The 18,460-nt window shown below is 57.2% G+C and carries 16 protein-coding genes and 2 tRNA genes; 10 read left to right on the top strand and 8 right to left on the bottom strand.

The window, feature by feature from the left end; all coding sequences use genetic code 11:
- Nucleotides 1-38: 38 nt before the first annotated feature.
- On the bottom strand, nt 39-947 hold the full coding sequence (locus B149_RS17080; RefSeq protein ID WP_018125259.1) for a biotin--[acetyl-CoA-carboxylase] ligase: 909 nt from the start codon (nt 945-947) through the stop codon (nt 39-41).
- Nucleotides 948-973: 26 nt separating this feature from the next.
- On the opposite strand from B149_RS17080, the gene B149_RS0111250 reads away from it, so the two are divergent.
- On the top strand, nt 974-2,092 hold the full coding sequence (locus B149_RS0111250) for a tRNA nucleotidyltransferase/poly(A) polymerase-related protein (RefSeq protein ID WP_018125260.1): 1,119 nt from the start codon (nt 974-976) through the stop codon (nt 2,090-2,092).
- A gap of 64 nt (nt 2,093-2,156) precedes the next feature.
- Complete coding sequence (locus B149_RS0111255) at nt 2,157-3,071, top strand: hypothetical protein (RefSeq protein WP_018125261.1); 915 nt, start codon at nt 2,157-2,159, stop codon at nt 3,069-3,071.
- Nucleotides 3,072-3,100: 29 nt separating this feature from the next.
- Here B149_RS0111255 and B149_RS0111260 read toward each other — a convergent pair whose 3' ends face one another.
- Nucleotides 3,101-3,862: a hypothetical protein gene (locus tag B149_RS0111260; protein WP_026167580.1), complete on the bottom strand. Its 762-nt coding sequence runs from the start codon at nt 3,860-3,862 to the stop codon at nt 3,101-3,103.
- 207 nt (nt 3,863-4,069) lie between these two features.
- On the opposite strand from B149_RS0111260, the gene sucD reads away from it, so the two are divergent.
- Nucleotides 4,070-6,148: a succinate--CoA ligase subunit alpha gene (gene sucD, locus B149_RS0111265; protein ID WP_018125263.1), complete on the top strand. Its 2,079-nt coding sequence runs from the start codon at nt 4,070-4,072 to the stop codon at nt 6,146-6,148.
- Nucleotides 6,149-7,243 carry a glycosyltransferase family 4 protein gene (locus tag B149_RS0111270; protein ID WP_018125264.1) on the top strand — a complete coding sequence of 365 codons (1,095 nt, stop codon included), beginning with the start codon at nt 6,149-6,151 and terminating at the stop codon, nt 7,241-7,243.
- A 77-nt stretch (nt 7,244-7,320) separates the two neighbouring features.
- On the opposite strand, the gene B149_RS0111275 is transcribed toward B149_RS0111270, so the two are convergent.
- Nucleotides 7,321-8,064 carry a Smr/MutS family protein gene (locus B149_RS0111275; RefSeq protein WP_018125265.1) on the bottom strand — a complete coding sequence of 248 codons (744 nt, stop codon included), beginning with the start codon at nt 8,062-8,064 and terminating at the stop codon, nt 7,321-7,323.
- Nucleotides 8,065-8,251: 187 nt separating this feature from the next.
- On the opposite strand from B149_RS0111275, the gene B149_RS0111280 reads away from it, so the two are divergent.
- The 3 genes from B149_RS0111280 (at nt 8,252) to B149_RS0111290 (ending at nt 10,981) form a co-directional block, all read left to right on the top strand.
- Nucleotides 8,252-9,010, top strand: a complete 759-nt coding sequence (locus B149_RS0111280) for an ABC transporter ATP-binding protein (RefSeq protein ID WP_018125266.1) — start codon at nt 8,252-8,254, stop codon at nt 9,008-9,010.
- Nucleotides 9,011-9,028: 18 nt separating this feature from the next.
- Nucleotides 9,029-10,192 (top strand): SufB/SufD family protein, encoded by a 1,164-nt coding sequence (locus tag B149_RS0111285; RefSeq protein WP_018125267.1) that lies wholly within the window; start codon nt 9,029-9,031, stop codon nt 10,190-10,192.
- 333 nt (nt 10,193-10,525) lie between these two features.
- Nucleotides 10,526-10,981 carry a metal-dependent hydrolase gene (locus tag B149_RS0111290; RefSeq protein WP_018125268.1) on the top strand — a complete coding sequence of 152 codons (456 nt, stop codon included), beginning with the start codon at nt 10,526-10,528 and terminating at the stop codon, nt 10,979-10,981.
- Between the two features lie 96 nt (nt 10,982-11,077).
- Here B149_RS0111290 and B149_RS0111295 read toward each other — a convergent pair whose 3' ends face one another.
- Nucleotides 11,078-11,593 carry a chemotaxis protein CheW gene (locus B149_RS0111295; RefSeq protein WP_018125269.1) on the bottom strand — a complete coding sequence of 172 codons (516 nt, stop codon included), beginning with the start codon at nt 11,591-11,593 and terminating at the stop codon, nt 11,078-11,080.
- An 86-nt stretch (nt 11,594-11,679) separates the two neighbouring features.
- Complete coding sequence (locus tag B149_RS19015) at nt 11,680-13,671, bottom strand: HAMP domain-containing methyl-accepting chemotaxis protein (RefSeq protein WP_018125270.1); 1,992 nt, start codon at nt 13,669-13,671, stop codon at nt 11,680-11,682.
- A gap of 185 nt (nt 13,672-13,856) precedes the next feature.
- On the opposite strand from B149_RS19015, the gene B149_RS0111305 reads away from it, so the two are divergent.
- Nucleotides 13,857-13,933, top strand: a tRNA-Pro gene (locus B149_RS0111305).
- 264 nt (nt 13,934-14,197) lie between these two features.
- On the opposite strand, the gene B149_RS0111310 is transcribed toward B149_RS0111305, so the two are convergent.
- On the bottom strand, nt 14,198-15,235 hold the full coding sequence (locus B149_RS0111310; RefSeq protein ID WP_342661892.1) for an aldo/keto reductase: 1,038 nt from the start codon (nt 15,233-15,235) through the stop codon (nt 14,198-14,200).
- Nucleotides 15,236-15,451: 216 nt separating this feature from the next.
- On the opposite strand from B149_RS0111310, the gene B149_RS0111315 reads away from it, so the two are divergent.
- Nucleotides 15,452-16,084: a nitroreductase family protein gene (locus tag B149_RS0111315; RefSeq protein WP_018125272.1), complete on the top strand. Its 633-nt coding sequence runs from the start codon at nt 15,452-15,454 to the stop codon at nt 16,082-16,084.
- Nucleotides 16,085-16,183: 99 nt separating this feature from the next.
- On the opposite strand, the gene B149_RS18005 is transcribed toward B149_RS0111315, so the two are convergent.
- Nucleotides 16,184-17,896 (bottom strand): methyl-accepting chemotaxis protein, encoded by a 1,713-nt coding sequence (locus tag B149_RS18005; RefSeq protein ID WP_018125273.1) that lies wholly within the window; start codon nt 17,894-17,896, stop codon nt 16,184-16,186.
- A 247-nt stretch (nt 17,897-18,143) separates the two neighbouring features.
- Between B149_RS18005 and B149_RS0111325 the strand changes: the two genes are divergently transcribed.
- Nucleotides 18,144-18,219: transfer RNA gene (locus B149_RS0111325), tRNA-Thr, on the top strand.
- 61 nt (nt 18,220-18,280) lie between these two features.
- On the opposite strand, the gene B149_RS18725 is transcribed toward B149_RS0111325, so the two are convergent.
- Complete coding sequence (locus tag B149_RS18725; RefSeq protein WP_018125274.1) at nt 18,281-18,454, bottom strand: hypothetical protein; 174 nt, start codon at nt 18,452-18,454, stop codon at nt 18,281-18,283.
- Nucleotides 18,455-18,460 lie beyond the last annotated feature (6 nt).

An 18,460-nucleotide genomic window follows, 5' to 3' on the forward strand; every position in this document is an offset into this window, starting at 1 on the left:
AATATCCGGACTTTCCGCTCTTCGGAATCGGTGGCGGACTACACCGGCGAGACGGACCCGGAGCGAACGACGGACTCCACGCCGTTCCGGGTCAAGACCAACCCGCCATCGGCATTCAGGCCGACAACGCGACCCCCCGAGGCAGGTTGTTCCCCCTCCCGGACAAGAACCTCACGTCCCATCCAGGCTAAACGACTCTCTGCTAACGAGAGAAATTCGCGGGGAGAAAAATCGTAGATCAGGCTTTCATATATATTTTTTGCCCGATTTACAAGGAGCGCCAACAGCTCCGGCACGGAAGGCGCACCGCCCGGAGCCAGCAACACCCCGGCTGCGCAGGCCGCGTCGCGCCGCATCTGCGCATCCTCGGGCCGAGAACGCAGGTTGACGCCGACCCCGGCCAGAAGCGCGCCATGGCGGTCTTCCAGCAAAATCCCGGCAACCTTTCGCCCTTTCTGAAGAATATCGTTGGGCCATTTGAGCTCCAGCCCGACCTCAAGCTCTTCGAGCGCGCGAATCACGCACCAACCGAGCACCACGGACTGCAACCCTGAATCCGCGCGGCCCCACTCTCCCCCGGGGGAATCGGGCCAACGCAGGGTCAGGTACAGGTTGCCCTGCGGAGAAAGCCATTCACGCCGCATCTGGCCACGGCCGCTTTGCTGGACGAGACAGGCCACGCCGCCCCACTCGGGGAGCAGGCCCAGCCTGAGCAATTCCGCGCCCACGTCCATGGTGGAACCGCACTCGCCGCAGACAAATAGCGGCGCCGGGACGTCAGACGGCATTGCTTCAAAAGACAATCCGGCCTCGCGAACCGGCTTCGAACCATTCGCGTTGCGGCGCAAAACATCCCAGCCGTCCCCCTTCTCGTCAAGCGAGCGGGAAAACGGTTTCGCAAGATCGTTCAAACCATCGGAAAAGAGGTAAATTCCCTGTGGAAGCATGGACCGGTTTCTGTTAGCTTTTCGCAATGCGCATTTTTCTCAGCGGCGGCGCCGTCAGAGACCTTCTACTAGGCAGAGAGGCCACCGACAAGGACTATCTTGTTTTCGATGCCGAACCGGACGAATTTCTGACGGCTTTTCCCCGTGCACAGCGGGTCGGGAAATCGTTTCCGGTCTTTATGCTCGACGGGTCGGAATACGTGTTTCCGCGCGCCCTGCCGCTGGAAAAAGACCTGCAACTGCGAGACCTGACAGTCAACGCCATGCTACTTGGCCCGGACTGCGAACTCATCTGCCACGAGAAGGCGCTCGACGACATCTCCAACCGCGTCCTGAGACCCGCTTCGAATCGCAGCATGACCGACGATCCCCTCAGGGTCATCCGCAGCGCGCGTTTTTCGGCCCAATTGCCGGAATTCACTGTGCTGCCGGAACTCCTCGACGCCATGCGCGACTGTGCGGAAAAAGGCCTTCTGGACACTCCGCCTCCGGATCGCGTGGCAAGAGAAGTAGAAAAGGCCATGAATGCGCCGCGTCCGGGGAATTTTCTGCGCACTCTCGCAAAAGCCGACTGCCTCGAACCGTGGTTCAACGAGTTCGCCCACGCGGCCTCCATTCCGGCCGGACCTCCGGAGCACCACGACAGCGACGTGCTGGAACACACCTGCCGCGTCATGGACGAATGCGCCAAACGCTGGCCTGGCAACGCCCTCACGGTCTGGATGGCCCTTTGTCACGACCTCGGAAAGACCTCCACTCCTGCCGAAGACCTGCCGAAGCACATCGGCCATGAAGGCCGCGGAGAAGCCGCTGCCGGGAAAATGGCCATGCGCAACCGGATGCCCAACCGTTTCCTGCACGCCGGGATCACAGCCGCAGCAGAGCACATGAAGGCTGCACGGTACCTTGAGATGCGCCCGGCCAAGCGGGTGGACCTCATTATGCGCGGGCGTAAGAACGCCTGCCTGCGGGAGCTGTTCCGACTGGTCCTCGTCGACAGCGGCATCGACCTTCGCCAGCGGGTGCGCGAGGATACGAAAGCGGTGCTGGGCGTAAAGCTTCCGGCCGAGTTGCAGAACCTCGGCGAAGAGTCCGGAAGGCGGTTGCGGGAGATGAGAGCCGCAAAAATCACGCGCCCGCTTTGACACGTTTCCCCCCGAGGGATAACGTTTATGGAACTCTGCCCTGCGTGAACCAAGGAGGAATTCCATGCGCCTCGTCACCCGCTCCGACTTCGATGGCCTTGCCTGCGCCGTGCTGCTGAAACATGCCGGGGTTATCAACGACTACCTCTTCACCCACCCCAAGGACCTTCAGGACGGCAAGGTTACGGTCAGCAGCCACGACGTGCTCGCCAACGTCCCTTACGTGCCGGGCTGCGGCATGTGGTTCGACCATCACAGCAGCGAGCAGGAGCGGCTTTCGTCCGACCTTCGCTTCGAGGGAGCCTCGCGCCCGCTGCCGAGTTGCGCCCGCGTCATATGGGAGCATTACGGCGAGGAATCATTTCCGGACAGCCTACGCCCCATGCTCGACGCGGTGGACAAGGTGGATAGCGCGGACCTGAGCGCGCAGGACATAACCGACCCGCAGGGCTGGGTTCTGCTGGGCTACATCATGGACCCAAGAACCGGGCTGGGCCGCTATCGGGATTACCGCATCAGCAATTACCAGCTCATGCTGGATATGATCGAATATTGCGGCTCCATGTCTGATGAGGAAATCCTTGAGCTGCCGGACGTCCGTGAGCGCGTGCAGCGATACAGGGCACACCAGAAACCGTTTCAGGACATGCTCTTTCAAAACGCCACCGTGCATCGCAATCTGGTGGTGATAGACCTGCGCGAGCAGGATCCCATATACTGCGGCAACCGCTTCGTGATCTATACGCTGTTCCCCCAGTGCAACGTCAGCGCGCGCATCATCTGGGGATTCCGAAGACAGAACGTGGTCTTCACGGTCGGCCACAGCATCCTCAACAGGACCAGCAAAACCGATGTTGGCAGCCTCATGCTGCGGCATGGCGGAGGCGGACACAGTGCCGTGGGAACCTGTCAGGTTCCCGAGGAGCGGGCTCAGGAGACACTGGCGGATATCATCAGCCAGGTGAACGGCGACGGCTGATCAACCCGGAGAACACCGATACGGCAGGATCAGAGTTTTCCCATAAGCTGTCTGATCTCATCCTTGCGGCGCGCATAGACTGCATCACAGAACGCGGCGATGTCCTGTGAGACCTTGTCAGGGTGAGGCAGGTCCTGAATTTCCAGCAAACCGAAGCTGTGGAAGTCAAACGGCCTGAAGCGCAATTGATCGTCTATGCCGCAGCCTTCTTCTGGAACGCAGGGATCAACGAATTTCTCCTTGGACAGGTTTTCGGAATCCATGTTCCTGATGTAGCGAAGCGCCTCACTCGGAGCCAGATCCTTGTTGACGCGCTCCACCTGGTCGTTGACGTATTCCGTCATGGCCTTCAGGCGCAGGTAGTGCAAGGTCAGTCGCTTCCGGCCCTGTTCGTCGGAAAAGTAGCGCCCGTTGAGGTATTCATCCACTTCGGCCTGAAGCTTCGCATAGGCCTGTCGGACGCATTTGCTCCAGCGCCCCTTGAGCGTGAAAGCAAAAGGCACCTTCTCCACCACCGGCTCCGGCGGGCTGGAGTCGTACGGCGGCACGCAGGACGGAAGAATATCAAGCGCGATGTAAAATTCGCGCACCACCTCGTCCTCCAGTAGCAGATGGTGCAGGCGACCGGCCGCGGCCAGAACACGCTTTTCCATCTGCTTGAGTTCGTCGACCCACTGGTCGATGACTTCGATCATCTTTTCAAGGTCCCTGCGCGCCCCGAAATAGTGCTCAGCCATCTCCGAGACAACGTCCCGTTGCAGATTGTCGGCAAATTCCTTCATGCTGCTCACGTGCTGCTTCCTCCGTTTGGGCAAGTTTCCAGACCATCCATTCCACACCCTTCGCTGCTTCGGGTCAACCACTTCAGCAAACCTTCCCCCATCCCCGACGAAAATTTGGCTGATCACCCAGTCAATCCGAACATTTCCGTTGAAAAAACATGGCAAAGCACCTAATGTTTCGCGGAAAATCACTCAAATCTCGCACGGGGACGCCACATGCTGTTGAACGAGCACCAAAGCAAGCTGCTGTTTGAGGAGGCGGGCATTCCGGTCCCGCAGGGAATCGCCATCACGCCCGCAGAGGTCGAACAAAAACGACCCCGTTTTCCGACGCCGTGGTTCCTGAAGGCGCAGGTTCTCGCCGGGGGCAGAGGCAAGGCCGGGGGCATCCTTCGTGTGGATGATGAAAAGGACTTCACAGAGACTGCCGGCAGAATTTTCGACCTGAGCATCAAGGGAGACCACGTGCCGCTCATCCGGGTTGAACCCGCAGCGGAAATCGATAGGGAGTTCTACCTCTCCTTCGCCGTTTCCCGGGAGCGCCGTTGCCTGTTGCTCACGGTGGGCAGACAGGGAGGCGTCGAGATAGAACAGCTCGGCGACGACAACCTTCTCGTTCAGGAAATACAGCTGCCAGGCGGCCCGCGTCCCAACCAGATGCGAGCCGCCTTTTTCCATCTCGGGCTGGATCGCCAATTCTTCAAGGAGTTTTCACGCCTGCTGCACATGCTCTACCGGGCGGTGCTGGACTACGGCCTGCTGCTGGCGGAGATAAACCCGTTGGTTACCACGCACGGCGGCGATTTCGTCGCTCTGGACGGCAAAATCAAGATGGACGACAACTTCGTGGACCTGCACTCGGAGATGGAGAAATACTATCAGCCCGAGCACGTCTCCGAAGAAGAAAATCGTGCGCGGGAAGCCGGACTCTCCTTCGTCAAACTCCCGGGCTGGGTCGGCCTCATGGTCAACGGTGCAGGACTGGCCATGGCCACCATGGACCTGCTGAATTTCTCATCCCTGCCTGCCTCCAACTTCCTCGACCTCGGCGGCGGAGCGGACCAGAAGCGCATGGAAATTGCCATGGACCTGCTCTTTGGCGACGAGGCCGTGGAAGCGATTTTCATCAACCTCTTCGGAGGCATCCTATCTTGCGAGAAGGTCGCGCTGGCCCTGAAAGGCGCGCTTGGCGGCAAACCGCCGCAGAAACCGGTGGTGGCGAGAATGTCGGGCAAGGACTCCGAAAGCGCGCTGGAGATTCTACGCTCGCTCGATACGGAAGGACTGCACATCGCCACAAACATGGCGGAGGCAATGCAGGCGCTCAGGAGTCTCAAGCCAAGCGGCAAGAAATCCGTCGAGTACCCCGAACCGATCGGCGGCGAAGGGCATGCGATGACCAACGACAACGGCTACGTCTCCGAATGCTTCTTCGACATTGACGCCGACACCCCGGTACTCGTACAAGGCATCACCGGTCGCGAGGGACAGTTGCACACCCGGCTCATGCAGGAATACGGCGTAAACGTGGTGGCAGGCGTTACCCCGTTCAAGGGCGGACAGGAAGTTCTCGGTGTTCCCGTTTACAATTCGGTCGCCGAGGCCCTGCGGCATCACGAGGTGCGCGCTTCCATCATTTTCGTGCCGCCTGCCATGGCGGCGGACGCGGTCATGGAGGCAGGCTTCAACCACGTTCCGTGGGCGGTCTGCATCACCGAAGGCATCACCCAGCACCAGATGATGGAAGCCTTCGACGCGATACGCGAGACACCAACGCGCGTCATCGGCCCGAACACGCCCGGAATCATCGTGCCCGGCCAAATCAAGATCGGCATCATGCCCGTGAAGCCGTTCACTCCGGGGCCGGTGGCCATCCTGTCCCGCTCCGGAACACTGACCTACGAGGCCGCCCAGCGGCTAACGGATGCGGGCATGGGCCAGTCGCTGGGCATCGGCATCGGCGGCGATCCGTTCATCGGCACGGACTTCGCGGACATCTTCGAGATGCTGCGCAACCACGAGCCCACGAAGGCGGTGCTCGTCCTTGGCGAAATCGGCGGACAGGCCGAGGAAGAACTGGCGCGCTACGTCCGCGATACGGGATTCGACAAGCCCGTGATATCCTTCATCGCCGGACAGACCGCGCCACCGGGCAAACGGCTCGGGCACGCCGGGGCCATCCTCGACCAGAAGGGCGGCATCAGCGGCAAGATTCAAACAATGCTCGACGCAGGTTTCTACGTATGCCGCAGCCTGCGCGAAATACCGGAAATGACCAGAAAGGCGCTTTCATAAATGCGAGAGAAAAGCATCTGCTTCTTCAACGGCAACAAGCCGTGGGGAGGCGGAGAAAAATGGAATCACGAGTACGCCAAACTTTTGCGCGACCACGGCTACCGCGTGTACGCCGTTTGCAACGTGCCAAGCCAGCTCGGCGACCGACTGGAGCAGGAGCATGACGTCGAGGTGATGCGGATACGGCTTGGCAACCTCAGCTTCCTGAATCCCATAATCCGAAAAAAGTTAAAGTCATTCTTTAAGAAAAGCCGAATCGACACGGTGGTGACCGCTCTGCCTTCCGACCTCAAAACAGGCGGAATTGCAGCCAAAAAAGCTGGCGTACGCGAGGTTGTCTTTCGACGCGGCATCGCCCTGCCTACGCGGGACACCGCTTTGAACCGTTACCTCTTCCGCAACGTGATAACCAAGCTCATCTGCAATTCGGAAGAAACGCGACGGCAGGTGCTCTCCGCAAACCCGGCCCTCTTGCCGCACGAACGGACCCATATCCTTTATAACGGCTTTGACGTGGCCGCCTTCGACAACCTGCCGGACACACCGTTGGTAGAACGAATGGGCGATGAAATCGTCATCGGAAACGCGGCCCGGCTCACCGCGCAGAAAGGACAGGACCTACTCATTGAGGCAGCCGCCATACTCAGAGAACGCGGCAGGAATATCCGCGTCCTCATCGCCGGAACCGGCGAACTGGAAGAGGAACTCAAGGCCAAGGCCATTGAAGCCGGAGTCGCTGATGTGGTGGAGTTCCTGGGCTTCACAGATGACATCAAGGGCTTCAACCGCTCCCTCGACATTTTCGCCCTGCCCTCTCTCTGGGAAGGATTCGGCTACGCCATGGTGGAAGCCATGACCGCCCGATTGCCCGTGGTGGCCTTTGACGCCAATTCCATGCCCGAAGTGGTGGCCAACGGCAAAACCGGTCTGCTCGCAGCGCCCGGAGATGCAACCTCCCTGGCCGACAAGCTGGACATTCTCATTACAAATGCAACGCTCAGGCAAGAGCTCGGAGAGGCCGGACGTCAACGGGTCATCGAAAAATTCGAGCTGCACAGGACCTTTGCACAGTTTGAACGCATTCTGGATGCCTGACGAATACTGTTTCTCACAAAGAACGGGCCGGATTCCTCAAGGAATCCGGCCCGTTCTTTGTGAGAATGATCACAGGATCAAAAATCCCAATTCATCTGTTTGTCCCACTGGACCTTGCCCTTGAGCTTTTTCTGCTTGCGCAGCAGCACGTACATGGCACCGCCGCCACCGTCGCGGGGCAGAGCCGTACAGAAGGCCAGCACGATGCGCCGAAGCGGTTCGCGGGTCAGCCATCCCAGCGTTTCCTGTTTGATGATGCTCATGCCGCCGGGCGAATTGCGCCCTCTTCCGGTAACGATGAGAACACACCGCTTGCCCTGCAGGTAGCTTTCACGAACGAAGAACAGCAGGGAGTCGTACGCCTGCTCCGAGTTCATTCCATGCAGGTCCAGATGCGCCTCCCGGCTGAGGCTTCCGGCCTTGAGCTGCTGAAAAATCTTGCTGTCCAGCCCACGCACGTAACCGTGCATGTATTCCTCGGTGTTCTCCAGTTCAAACTCTATGTTACCCTTGAGAAAATCATCCAGCGCCTGCTTTTCCGGATCCTTGGATACGGGTTTCTTCACCGGCTGCTTGGCAGGGGCTATTTCGCGGCCCTTGCCGTCCAGCGTATCCACACCCTGCATGGCATTGAAGAACAGATCCGCTTCGTCCGGCTGCTGTTCCTCCTCCACCACTTCGGTCTCCTCGGCATAGTTCTTCTGCCGCTTCTTCTTGCCCTTTTCGAGCAGTTCGGATGCGTAATCCTTGGGCTTTTCCGGCCCTATCTTCATCTTGCCGAGTTCATCAAGCGACCCGACGCGATTCTTTTTCTTTCCCATGAGTATGGCTCCTGTTCGCTGATCGCCCGGAAGCACCGGACGCGTAGTCCTTACCGCATTCGCCTTCAGGCCGCAAACGCCTACGCCCGAGAGGGTCACCGAGATTATTTCACACTGGACTTAACAGGCCGCGTCAAGTATGCCACCCTGTGCGTAAGCCGCAAGGTATGAAAACGAGGATACCCCAATGCTCAAGATAGAAGATCTTCACGTAAATATCGGCGATAAAGAGGTTCTCAAGGGCCTTAATCTGGAGATTCAGGAAGGAGAGACCTTCATCCTGTTCGGGCCCAACGGCTCAGGAAAAACCTCCCTGCTCATGACCCTCATGGGCTTTGCCGGATACACCGTCACCAAAGGCAAAATCACTTTCAGAGGCGAGGACATCACCCACGCCCCCACCTACGAACGCGCCCGGCTCGGCGTCGGCATGTCGTTCCAGCGTCCGCCGACCATTCACGGCCTGCGCACCCGGCATCTGGTACAGATGTGCGGACAGGGCGATGAAGTGGACGTGGAAACCCTCTCCAGAAAAGTCAACTTCGAGCAGTTTCTGGACCGCGACATCAACGCCGGCTTCTCCGGCGGCGAAATCAAACGCTCCGAGTTGCTTCAGCTGATGGCCCAGCGCCCCAACCTCGTGCTCTTCGACGAGCCCGAGTCCGGCGTGGACCTCGAAAACATGCAGCTCATCGGCAAGGTCTGCCGCCAGTTGCTGGACGGACGCATCGACGCCAGCCCGCACCAGTCGCTGAAGGAGATCAAGGAACAGTCGAAGACCTCCGGTCTGATCATCACCCACACCGGCTACATCCTCGACTACGTCAACGCGGACCGCGGACAGGTGCTCTACAACGGACACCTCTGCTGCGAGGCGCGCCCCCGCGACATTCTGGAGCACATCCGCACCTACGGATACCAGGAATGCGTCCGCTGCCTCAAATAAGCCGGAACGGAGACGACCATGAGCGATAAATTCAAACTTACCGACTACAAGTTCAAAGGCTACGATCGCGACAAGATCGAAGACCTGAGCACCCTCGACGCACAGGACAAGGAAACCCTGATCATGTCCGGCGTTGACGTGGATGATGCCAACAGAAGCGGCTCATTCCTGCAGATGGACCACTCCAATGTCCACTGCAAGTCCACCGACCCCGGCGTCGAGATCCTCGACATCAAGGACGCCATCGAGAAATACGACGGCCTGCCCGAATACCGCTGGCAGCTCGTGGACAAGGACAAGGACGAATACACCCGCAACACCTATGAAAACACCCATGGTGGATACTTCATCCGCACCAAGCCGGGTGCCAAGGTGGAAAAGCCGGTGCAATCCTGCCTCTTCCTCAAGGCCGATCAGGTCGGCCAGAACGTCCACAACATCGTGGTCGTCGAGGAAAACTCCGAGCTGCACATCATCACAGGCTGCTCCGTGGCCCATGACACCACCAGCGGCGCACACTTCGGCATCTCCGAATTCTACGTGAAGAAGGGCGGCAAGCTCACCTTCACCATGGTGCACAACTGGGGCAGCAACGTGGCTGTCCGCCCCCGCTCCGCCGGCGTTGTCGAAGAAGGCGGCGTGTTGCTGAACAACTACATCCTCATGAAGCCGGTCAAAGACCTGCAGATGTACCCCAGCATCACCCTCAAAGGCGAAGGCGCACGCGCACGCTTCAACTCGGTCGTGGTCGCCCCCGAAGGCTCGCACCTCGACATGGGCAACCGCGTGGTCATGGACGCCCCCGACACCCGCTGCGAAATCATCGCACGCACCATCTCCACAGGCGGCACCATCATCAACCGCGGCCATATCGGCGCCAACCACGTGCCCTCCAGAGGCCATCTCGAATGTCAGGGTCTCATCCTCGGAGAAGGACGCATCTGGGCCATCCCCGAACTCGACGGCACCCTTGAAGGCGTGGAACTCTCCCACGAAGCCTCGGTCGGCAAAATCGCCCAGGAAGAAATCGAATACCTCATGGCCAGAGGCCTTGACGAAGACGAAGCCACCTCCACCATCGTGCGCGGCTTCCTCAACACCGACGTCATGGGCCTGCCCGCAAAGCTCCAGAAGGAAATCGACAGACAGATCGACGAACTTCAGAAGCACGGCGCCATGTAGCTGTCAGCAATGATATGTATAAAAAAAAGGGTTCCCTCAGGGAGCCCTTTTTTTGCCTCCGGCGGCCGAGGGGAAGGGGGAACCCTCTTTGGCAAGAGGGTTCCCCCTTCCCCTCGGACTCCCCTTCCCCCTTCCAGAATCTTTTGGCGGCGCTTCGCGCGTGTGGATAATAGGTGGATGTGCAAGAAGACAAGCGCTGGGGTAAGCTGGCGGGCTTCTGCTTTTACAGGGTTTATTTGGCATGAAGAGAGGTTGAAGGAGAGTGGGAAGCTGATTTCAAGTGGTTGAAATACAAGCTTGCGGTGCCAGTCGCTTACGGCTAATCTGCCGCGCATGCCCGGATACAAAGGACATCTCGCCGGAGGAATCTTCGTGGGCGGCATGTGCGCCACCGGGGCCGTCATGTTCGGCCTGCTGCACATGAACCCACTACTCATTGCAGGGCTTATGGGCTTTTGTCTTATGGGGGCACTTTTTCCCGACACAGACACCGAGTCGAAAGGCCAAAACCTGTTCTACCTGATCTTCGCGGCCGTGGACCTCGGTCTGATCCTGAAGAAATACTACATATGGGCCTCATGGCTGGGATTTCTTGCCATGCTGCCTCCCATCGGGTCACATAGAGGCTGGACACACACCTGGTGGGCCATGATCGTCGTTCCGTTGCCCATCATTCTGATTCCGGTCATGCTCTTCGACCCGCCGGACATCACACCTTTCTTGCAATTCTACAGCGCATTCACGGTCGGATACTTCTCGCACCTGCTTCTGGATGGAGAATTTCGGTAAGGCGCGAGTATGCCAACTGCCACTTGAAAGACACGAAAAAGCCCCCGTTCCAATCACGAAACAGGGGCTTTCAATGTCGGTCGTCTGTAATGGCTTTTATGCAGCCTCTTCCTGATCGTCGGACTTTTCGCCCGCCATTTCTCGAGCCATGGCGAGTTCTTCAGCACTGAATATCTTATTGATATCCAGAATGATGATGAACTGGCCATCCTGACGGCCCATGCCCTTGATGTATTCTGCGTTCACCGCAGCACCCATCTTCGGCGCAGGCTCAATGGTGTCCGGAGCCATTTCGAAAACTTCGCGCACGGAATCCACCAGCGCACCCATGACGGTCAACTCACCATCGAACTCGATTTCCACAATGATAATGCAGGTATCGACCGTATCCTCACCCTTGGACATGCCCATTTTCTGGCGCATGTCCACCACCGGCACCGCGTGGCCGCGAAGATTTATAACGCCACGCATGAATACGGGCGTACGCGGAATCTTGGTGATGGAGGTCAGCTCAAGGACCTCGCGGACAGTACCGATATCAAGGGCAAAGATTTCCTTACCCAGCGTAAATGTCAGGAATTGATTGATATCCTTGAGCACTTCGTCGTTCATTTGACCCCTCCGTCGCTTGGCTTAGGGATGTTTCCACAAAAGCTATGCTATGTAGATATCATCCGCTCCAAATGGAGTCCACCCTGTTAGAATCTTTCAAACTCGGAATCGTCACCCAGCTGCAAGGAAACGCCCTTGCCGCTGTCTGCGACTTGCCCATCATCTCGTTTTTTTCTTGAATCATTCTTTCTCCCTGCTCCATTGGACAATGCCTTTGGTTGCACGGCAGCTCGAGAGGTTCTGGAAGACTCGCTACCGCCCACGCGGAAGAAAGACATGGTCTGTTGCAGCATCTGCCCCTGTCCTGCCAGCTCCTCGCTGGTGGATGCCATTTCTTCGGACCCCGAGGCGTTTTGCTGAATGACGGTATCCAGTTGCTGAATGGCATCGTTTATCTGTTGCGCGCCGGTGCTTTGCTCGGCACTGGCTGAGGCTATGTCCTGCACCAGTTCCGCTGTTTTCCTGATGTTGGGCACGAGCTCTTCGAGCATCCGTCCCGCCCGCTCTGCAACATCAACACTTTCCGTGGAAAGCTCACCGATCTCGCCTGCGGCCTCACCGCTTCGCTCCGCAAGCTTTCTGACTTCGGCGGCCACAACCGCGAACCCTTTACCATGCTCACCCGCACGAGCCGCTTCGATGGCGGCGTTGAGAGCCAGCAGGTTGGTCTGCCGTGCTATGTCCTCGATTATGGAAATCTTTTCGGCGATATTACGCATGGCCTCAACGGTTTTCCCGACTGCTTCACCGCTTTCCTGTGCGTTCTTGGCGGCTTCGTTAGCGATACTTTCCGTTTGCTGGGCATTGTCTGCATTCTGTTTGATGTTGCTGCCCATCTGCTCCATTGATGAGGAAACCTGCTCGATGGATGATGCCTGTTCCGTGGCCCCCTGCGAAAGCGTCTGCGAAGCTGCGGAAAGCTCCTCGCTTCCGGAAGCGACATTGTCCGTGGCCGCTCGTACGTCGCCGACAACGTTACGCAGCTTGTTCACCATGCGGTTGAGCGCCCCGGCCAATACGCCGATTTCGTCTTTCTGATCAATGTCGAGATGACTGGTGAAGTCCCCTTCCGCCATGGCCCCGGCAAACTGCACCCCCTTCCTGATGGGCTGTGTGATGGACCGCGTCAGCACCACCGCGGCAAGGATGCCGAAGACGAAGGCCAAAGCGGTACCGGAAAACATCATGATGTTGGCATTTTTCATATCTTCCAGCATCAGTGTCTTCTGCTCCGCCCTTGCTTCCAGACATATTTTCTGCGCTTCGCGAGCCAGCGTGACCATGCTTTGCTCAATCCGCCCCTGCTCGGCAGTCAGCTCCACAAATGCGGCAAAGTCCTCCTTGTAATTCGACAAAGAGGTATAGACCTCGTCAACCATGGCCCTGGCTTCGTCGTCCGATGCCTGCTTACGCAGATCCTCTGCCATGGCCAAAAGCCCGTCCACGGCTGCAAGATTGTCGTCCAGATACTTACGCTCGCCGGAAATGATGTATTCCTTTTCATTCTTTCGCGCTTCAAGAAACCACTCAATCATCCGGTCCGAATCATCCGCTTTGGTTCTCGCCTGTTCCGCAATCGTCCCGGCGCCCATCCCGCTGGCAAGAATGCGATCGAGTGTACGTTGCTGTTCGGCTCGAAAGCGATCTGTGCTTGCGAGGGCATCACGGGCATTGGCACGCATTCGCTGCATTGCTGCATCCTTTCTGTCAGCCAGTTCGACATATCTCTGAAATTCCTTGCGATACTTCTCACCCCCGGCTTCCACTCGGGCCACCTGATCCTTGTGCGCCTGCGACTTCATCTTGTCCATGGTCTCAGCGGTCTGGCTCATGATCTGCCGCAGCACGGCCTCATGCTTTTCAAGGGACTGCTCATCCCCTCTGAGCATATAGTTTTTCTCCTGCACCCTTGCCTCAAGAATGTACCGGACAAGCCGGTTGGCATCGTCGGCTTTTACTACACGGCTTTGTACTTTCGAGAGGCCGGAATATCCAATTGCCGCCACGACTCCGGCAAGGACAAGGACGAGCGCGAACCCCAAGGCCAACTTTGCGCCCAGCTTCATATTTTTGAGCATATACCCTCCATGCTTTAAAGGAACGGTCATTCTTCAAGAAAATAGCTCGTGAGTTCTTAGCAATTAATTATATTTTCGATATTCATCATCTTCACCTGCAATTCACTTCAAATCAGGAAAAAACAAAAAAAATCTCAAAAACAGTTGACATCTGCGGCGTGTACACATAGATAGACAACCCGCGTCGGGATGTAGCGCAGTCTGGGAGCGCACTTGAATGGGGTTCAAGGGGTCGGAGGTTCAAATCCTCTCATCCCGACCAGAAAAAAGACTACCCCAAAAGGGATCGGAGAAATCCGATCCCTTTGTCTTTTCATAAGCACAAACAAAGTCCGCTCTGACTTCAGAGCGGACTTTGTTGTTTTGTCCACCTCACCATGCTTCGATGGCGCTAACAAGTTTTCACCTCACGCCCCTTTCACGGGGGCGACGTGCCTGTGACAGTTTGAGGTTCGCGCAACAAAGAAAGGCCGTCCGCATTGATGCGTACGGCCTTGGTCACCAGGATATCCTTCGCAACCCGCGGCTACTTCTGCAAGCCAGTCGGCGGAGCCATGAATTCGGGGCCGACAGGGGCTTCGATACACTCATTGAGAATGGACTGGACTTCGGAGAGCACCGCGCCGTCCATGGACCAGTCCACGATCTCGTCGATGGGGTCCATCTGGCTTGGTTTGCGACCGCCCCATATGGATATGGGAACACCCTTTTCAAAGATCCAGCGGACCGCAAAGGCAAGAATGGATTTGTCAAACTTGGATTCGGACAGCTTTTGCAACTTGTCCACGGCCTTCAGGTACTGACTGAAACGGGGTTCGCTGAACTTCGGGTCCATCTTGCGAAGGTCGTCGCCATCAAAGCTGGTGTCCTTTTTCATCTTGCCGGTGAGCAGACCACGGCAAAGCGCGCCGTATGTCATGAGCGAGATGTCGTTACGCTCACAATACGGTTTGATGTCCGCATCAATGCCCTGCTCGAAGATATTGTAAGGGGGCTGACAGAGATGCAACGGGCATTCCTTACGAAATTCCTCCATCTGATCCGGAGTGTAGTTGCTGACGCCAACGGCCTTGATCACGCCCTGATCAAGCAGCTCTCGCATTGCCGATGCGGTTTCGGTTATTGGCCGTGTGGGATCGGGCCAGTGCACGTAATAGATGTCGATCGAATCCGTCCGCAACCGCTTCAGGGACTGCTCTATCTCGTACATGATCCTGTCTCTGGAGCCATTGCGATAGACCTTGTGGTCCTCGGTCCAGTCAAGGCAGACCTTGGTGGAAAGATGCACCTTGTCCGAACTGGAGTATTCCTGAAGGGCTTTCCCGACGATCTCCTCCGAGGTTCCGAAGCCGTATACCGGGGCCGTATCCACGAGGTTGACCCCCTTATCCAGAGCGGCGTGAACGGTTTCGATGGACTGTTTCTCATCGGTTCCGCCCCACATCCATCCTCCGATTGCCCAGGTTCCAAGAGCGATTCGAGACACTTCCAGGTCGGTTCCGGGTATGTTGTGATACAGCATTGAAAACCTCTCTTCTTTGGTTTTTTCAAAATCCAATATCATACAGGCAAAGGGGAGTCTGTCAACAGGCCCGGCGAGTTCACGACGACCGGCATGAAAACGCCAACAAGGCAAAGCCTCGGTGACAAAAAGGCTTTCATGATGATATGGTGCAATTTACGTTTATATTTCAAACAGTGGAACGTAAAAGAAAATCGCAGTTCCATGAAGAAGTTACACACCGAAAAACCAAAGATCCAACACACTGGAGGAAACGGCATGGATTTCGATTTAATCCTGAAAAACAGGCGAGCCATCAACCATTTCGATCCGGAAAGGGATGTTGATGACGAGACGCTGAAAACCATTCTGGAGCAGGCGGTCAAAGCGCCATCAAGCTACAACCTGCAACCTTGGAAGCTCGTTGTTTTCCGTGACCCCGAAAAGAAAGCCGCGCTCAGAAAGCTGGCCTTTGATCAGCCCAAGGTGACGGATGCGCCGGTCATACTTATGTTCCTGGCCGACAGAAGCGGCTGGAGGCCGGAGAATACGACCATGCGCAACGTTTTCGAGGACAACGTCAAATCGGGAAAGATGGCTTCGGATCAGCGGGAATGGTTCGCCGGGGTGACTCAGGCTCTCTACGGACGTGACGATGAGGCCATGCAGGCATTCGCCAACAAGAACGCCGGCCTTTTCGCCATGTCCGTCATGTACACGGCCAGCCATTACGGCCTTCACACCCATCCCATGGACGGCTTTGACCACGACGGAGTGAAAAAAGAATTCGACATTCCCGAGAACTACTGGATTCCCATGCTCATGGCCGTCGGGCATCTCAAGCCGGGCATCACCATTCATCCCAAGGCATGGCGTCAGTCCTATGAAGACATGGTCTTGAAGGAATACTGAGCCGACATTCATGGCACAAAAAATCCGCGGCCTGTCAGGCCGCGGATTTTGTATTTCAGTAAGCCGAAAAGGCTGGACTCCGAGACAGACCGGCGTCACTTAGAAGCGTTCGAACTCCTCGTCACCGCCCATATCAAGGTCCTTGCCGCCGGATGGCAGACTGGCCGCAGCCTTCTTCTCCTTTGTCTTGCCGGCACCAGTTTTCGGCGCTCGCGGCTTCCCGGAATCTCTTGAAGAAACCACCACCGGCCCGGAATTGCCGAGCTTGAAGAAGCTCACGGTCTGCTGCAACTGTTCAGACTGGGCCGAGAGCGTTTCGGACGTTGAGGCAACCTCTTCGGAAACCGAAGCATTCTGCTGTACAACGGTATCGAGCCCCTGCAGGGCGCGGCTGATCTCGGAAGCTCCGGTCTCCTGTTCCGTGGTGGCTCGGGATATCTGCATCATGAGTTCGGCGGTCTGCCGGATGTCGGGAACCATCTTGGAGAGCATTCCGCCCGCCTCCTCGGCGACCTTCATGCTGCTTGCCGAAAGTTCACTGATTTCACCAGCAGCCTCACCGCTTCGTTCCGCCAGTTTCCGGACCTCGGCCGCGACCACGGCGAATCCCTTTCCGTGTTCACCTGCACGAGCCGCCTCGATGGCCGCATTGAGCGCCAGCAGGTTGGTCTGTCGTGCGATGTCTTCCACGATGCCGATTTTCTCCGCGATCTCGCGCATGGACGAAACGGTTTCGGCAACCGCCTTGCCGCCCTTCTCCGCATCCTGAGCTGCCTGCCTGGACATGGACTCGGTCTGTTTGGCGTTTTCGGCGTTTTGCGAGATATTGGCGCTCATCTGCTCCATGCTGGATGAGACTTCTTCCACCGATGCCGCCTGCTCCGTAGCGCCCTGGGCAAGGCTCTGGGACGCAGAGGAAAGTTCCTCTCCGCCGGAGGCGACGCTGTCACTGCCCTGCTGAACGTTCGAAACCACTTCACGCAGCCTCTCCAGCATGTTGTCAAGGGCTCGGGAAAGCTGTCCAAGTTCGTCGCGGCGATTATCGTGCAGCGATACGGTGAGATCCCCTTCGGATATGATTTCAGCGGTCTCCACACATCGAGAAAGAGGCTTGGTGATGGTCCCCGCAATGAAAAGCGCCATCGGGATGATCACGAAGGCAAGCAGAGCCAGCACGCCAAGTCCTATCCAGAGCACCATGGTGCCGGTAAAATTCTCGAAGTCATCGCGAATGGCGAGACTGCGCTTATCTATGTCGTCCACGTAAATCCCCGTGGCGACCCAGAAATCGGTTCCGGGGATCATTTCGGCATAAGCAAGCTTTGGGGAAGGCTGGTCCTCGCCGGGTTTGAAGAACCAGTAGGTGACGAAACCGCCCCCGTCGCGAGCCTTTCCGATCAACTCCCTGATATACTGGTTTCCCTTCTTGTCCTTGTTGCCAATCCGGCTTTCACCCTGATATTCTGGACGCAGCGGATGTGCCACGTTCACACCGGAAGTATCGTATGCGAAATAGTACCCGTTCTCGCCGAAGCGGATGTTCTTGAGCTCCTTCTGAACAGCCACGTCCAGCGGCGCTCCGTTGGCCTTTGCCTGTGTCACGGCATCCGCCACCTTGGTGGCCACGGACTGCACCGAGAATTTGAGCGTCCTCTCATACCCGCTCATCATGGCCTTTCGAGCTTCCTGCGTGCCCTTTTCGGACAGCTGCTCCAGACCGTACCAGAACGCGCCACAAGCTATCAGCGTGGACGCGATCAGGAGCCCCAGCAGAATCAGAATGCGAACCCTGATGCTAAGCTCTCTCCACATGTTTCCCCCTCTGTTTTGCCGAAATGTATCGTGAAACAAGCCGGATGGTAATTATAACCTTGCAAAGTAACCGAAATCACTGCACGCAAAACAAATATAACAAAGCCGAAAATGGTTATTGGGCAAAATTTTCCATTGACAGTCGCGCCGCAATTCCATAACCAATGTCTCCGCATCGGGCGATGCCGAATTTCAGCACCTCGTAGAGTACAACCAGCTGTGATTCAAGAGGTTACCCCGAGACCATGCCTTCATAGCTCAGGCGGTAGAGCGCGTCCTTGGTAAGGACGAGGTCGGCAGTTCAAGTCTGCCTGAAGGCTCCAGAAAACAAGACCCCCGCTCCGAAAGGAACGGGGGTTTTCTTATTGTCTCAAAAGGCCGGATTCACAGCCGGTCCACCACCACCCAGAACACGAAAGCGCCTACAAAAAGACGCACCGCATGGCCCACGTGGAAATGATAGCCCGTGGGAACCAGATACATGAGCCCCAGCGAGGCGACGAAAGCCACGATAATCAGCTTGCGCCACTTGTTGAGTCTGAGCAGATCGAACTTCATCCGTCC

Origin of the sequence: Desulfovibrio oxyclinae DSM 11498 (genome assembly GCF_000375485.1) — a bacterium.
GTDB lineage: Bacteria > Desulfobacterota > Desulfovibrionia > Desulfovibrionales > Desulfovibrionaceae > Pseudodesulfovibrio > Pseudodesulfovibrio oxyclinae.

Bases quoted from the DNA above. Each gene is read 5' to 3' on its own strand.
- B149_RS17080 (WP_018125259.1), bottom strand. From the start codon at position 947: ATGCTTCCACAGGGAATTTACCTCTTTTCCGATGGTTTGAACGATCTT.
- B149_RS0111250 (WP_018125260.1), top strand. From the start codon at position 974: ATGCGCATTTTTCTCAGCGGCGGCGCCGTCAGAGACCTTCTACTAGGC.
- B149_RS0111255 (WP_018125261.1), top strand. From the start codon at position 2,157: ATGCGCCTCGTCACCCGCTCCGACTTCGATGGCCTTGCCTGCGCCGTG.
- sucD (WP_018125263.1), top strand. From the start codon at position 4,070: ATGCTGTTGAACGAGCACCAAAGCAAGCTGCTGTTTGAGGAGGCGGGC.
- B149_RS0111270 (WP_018125264.1), top strand. From the start codon at position 6,149: ATGCGAGAGAAAAGCATCTGCTTCTTCAACGGCAACAAGCCGTGGGGA.
- B149_RS0111275 (WP_018125265.1), bottom strand. From the start codon at position 8,064: ATGGGAAAGAAAAAGAATCGCGTCGGGTCGCTTGATGAACTCGGCAAG.
- B149_RS0111280 (WP_018125266.1), top strand. From the start codon at position 8,252: ATGCTCAAGATAGAAGATCTTCACGTAAATATCGGCGATAAAGAGGTT.
- B149_RS0111285 (WP_018125267.1), top strand. From the start codon at position 9,029: ATGAGCGATAAATTCAAACTTACCGACTACAAGTTCAAAGGCTACGAT.
- B149_RS0111290 (WP_018125268.1), top strand. From the start codon at position 10,526: ATGCCCGGATACAAAGGACATCTCGCCGGAGGAATCTTCGTGGGCGGC.
- B149_RS0111295 (WP_018125269.1), bottom strand. From the start codon at position 11,593: ATGAACGACGAAGTGCTCAAGGATATCAATCAATTCCTGACATTTACG.
- B149_RS19015 (WP_018125270.1), bottom strand. From the start codon at position 13,671: ATGCTCAAAAATATGAAGCTGGGCGCAAAGTTGGCCTTGGGGTTCGCG.
- B149_RS0111310 (WP_342661892.1), bottom strand. From the start codon at position 15,235: ATGATATTGGATTTTGAAAAAACCAAAGAAGAGAGGTTTTCAATGCTG.
- B149_RS0111315 (WP_018125272.1), top strand. From the start codon at position 15,452: ATGGATTTCGATTTAATCCTGAAAAACAGGCGAGCCATCAACCATTTC.
- B149_RS18005 (WP_018125273.1), bottom strand. From the start codon at position 17,896: ATGTGGAGAGAGCTTAGCATCAGGGTTCGCATTCTGATTCTGCTGGGG.
- B149_RS18725 (WP_018125274.1), bottom strand. From the start codon at position 18,454: ATGAAGTTCGATCTGCTCAGACTCAACAAGTGGCGCAAGCTGATTATC.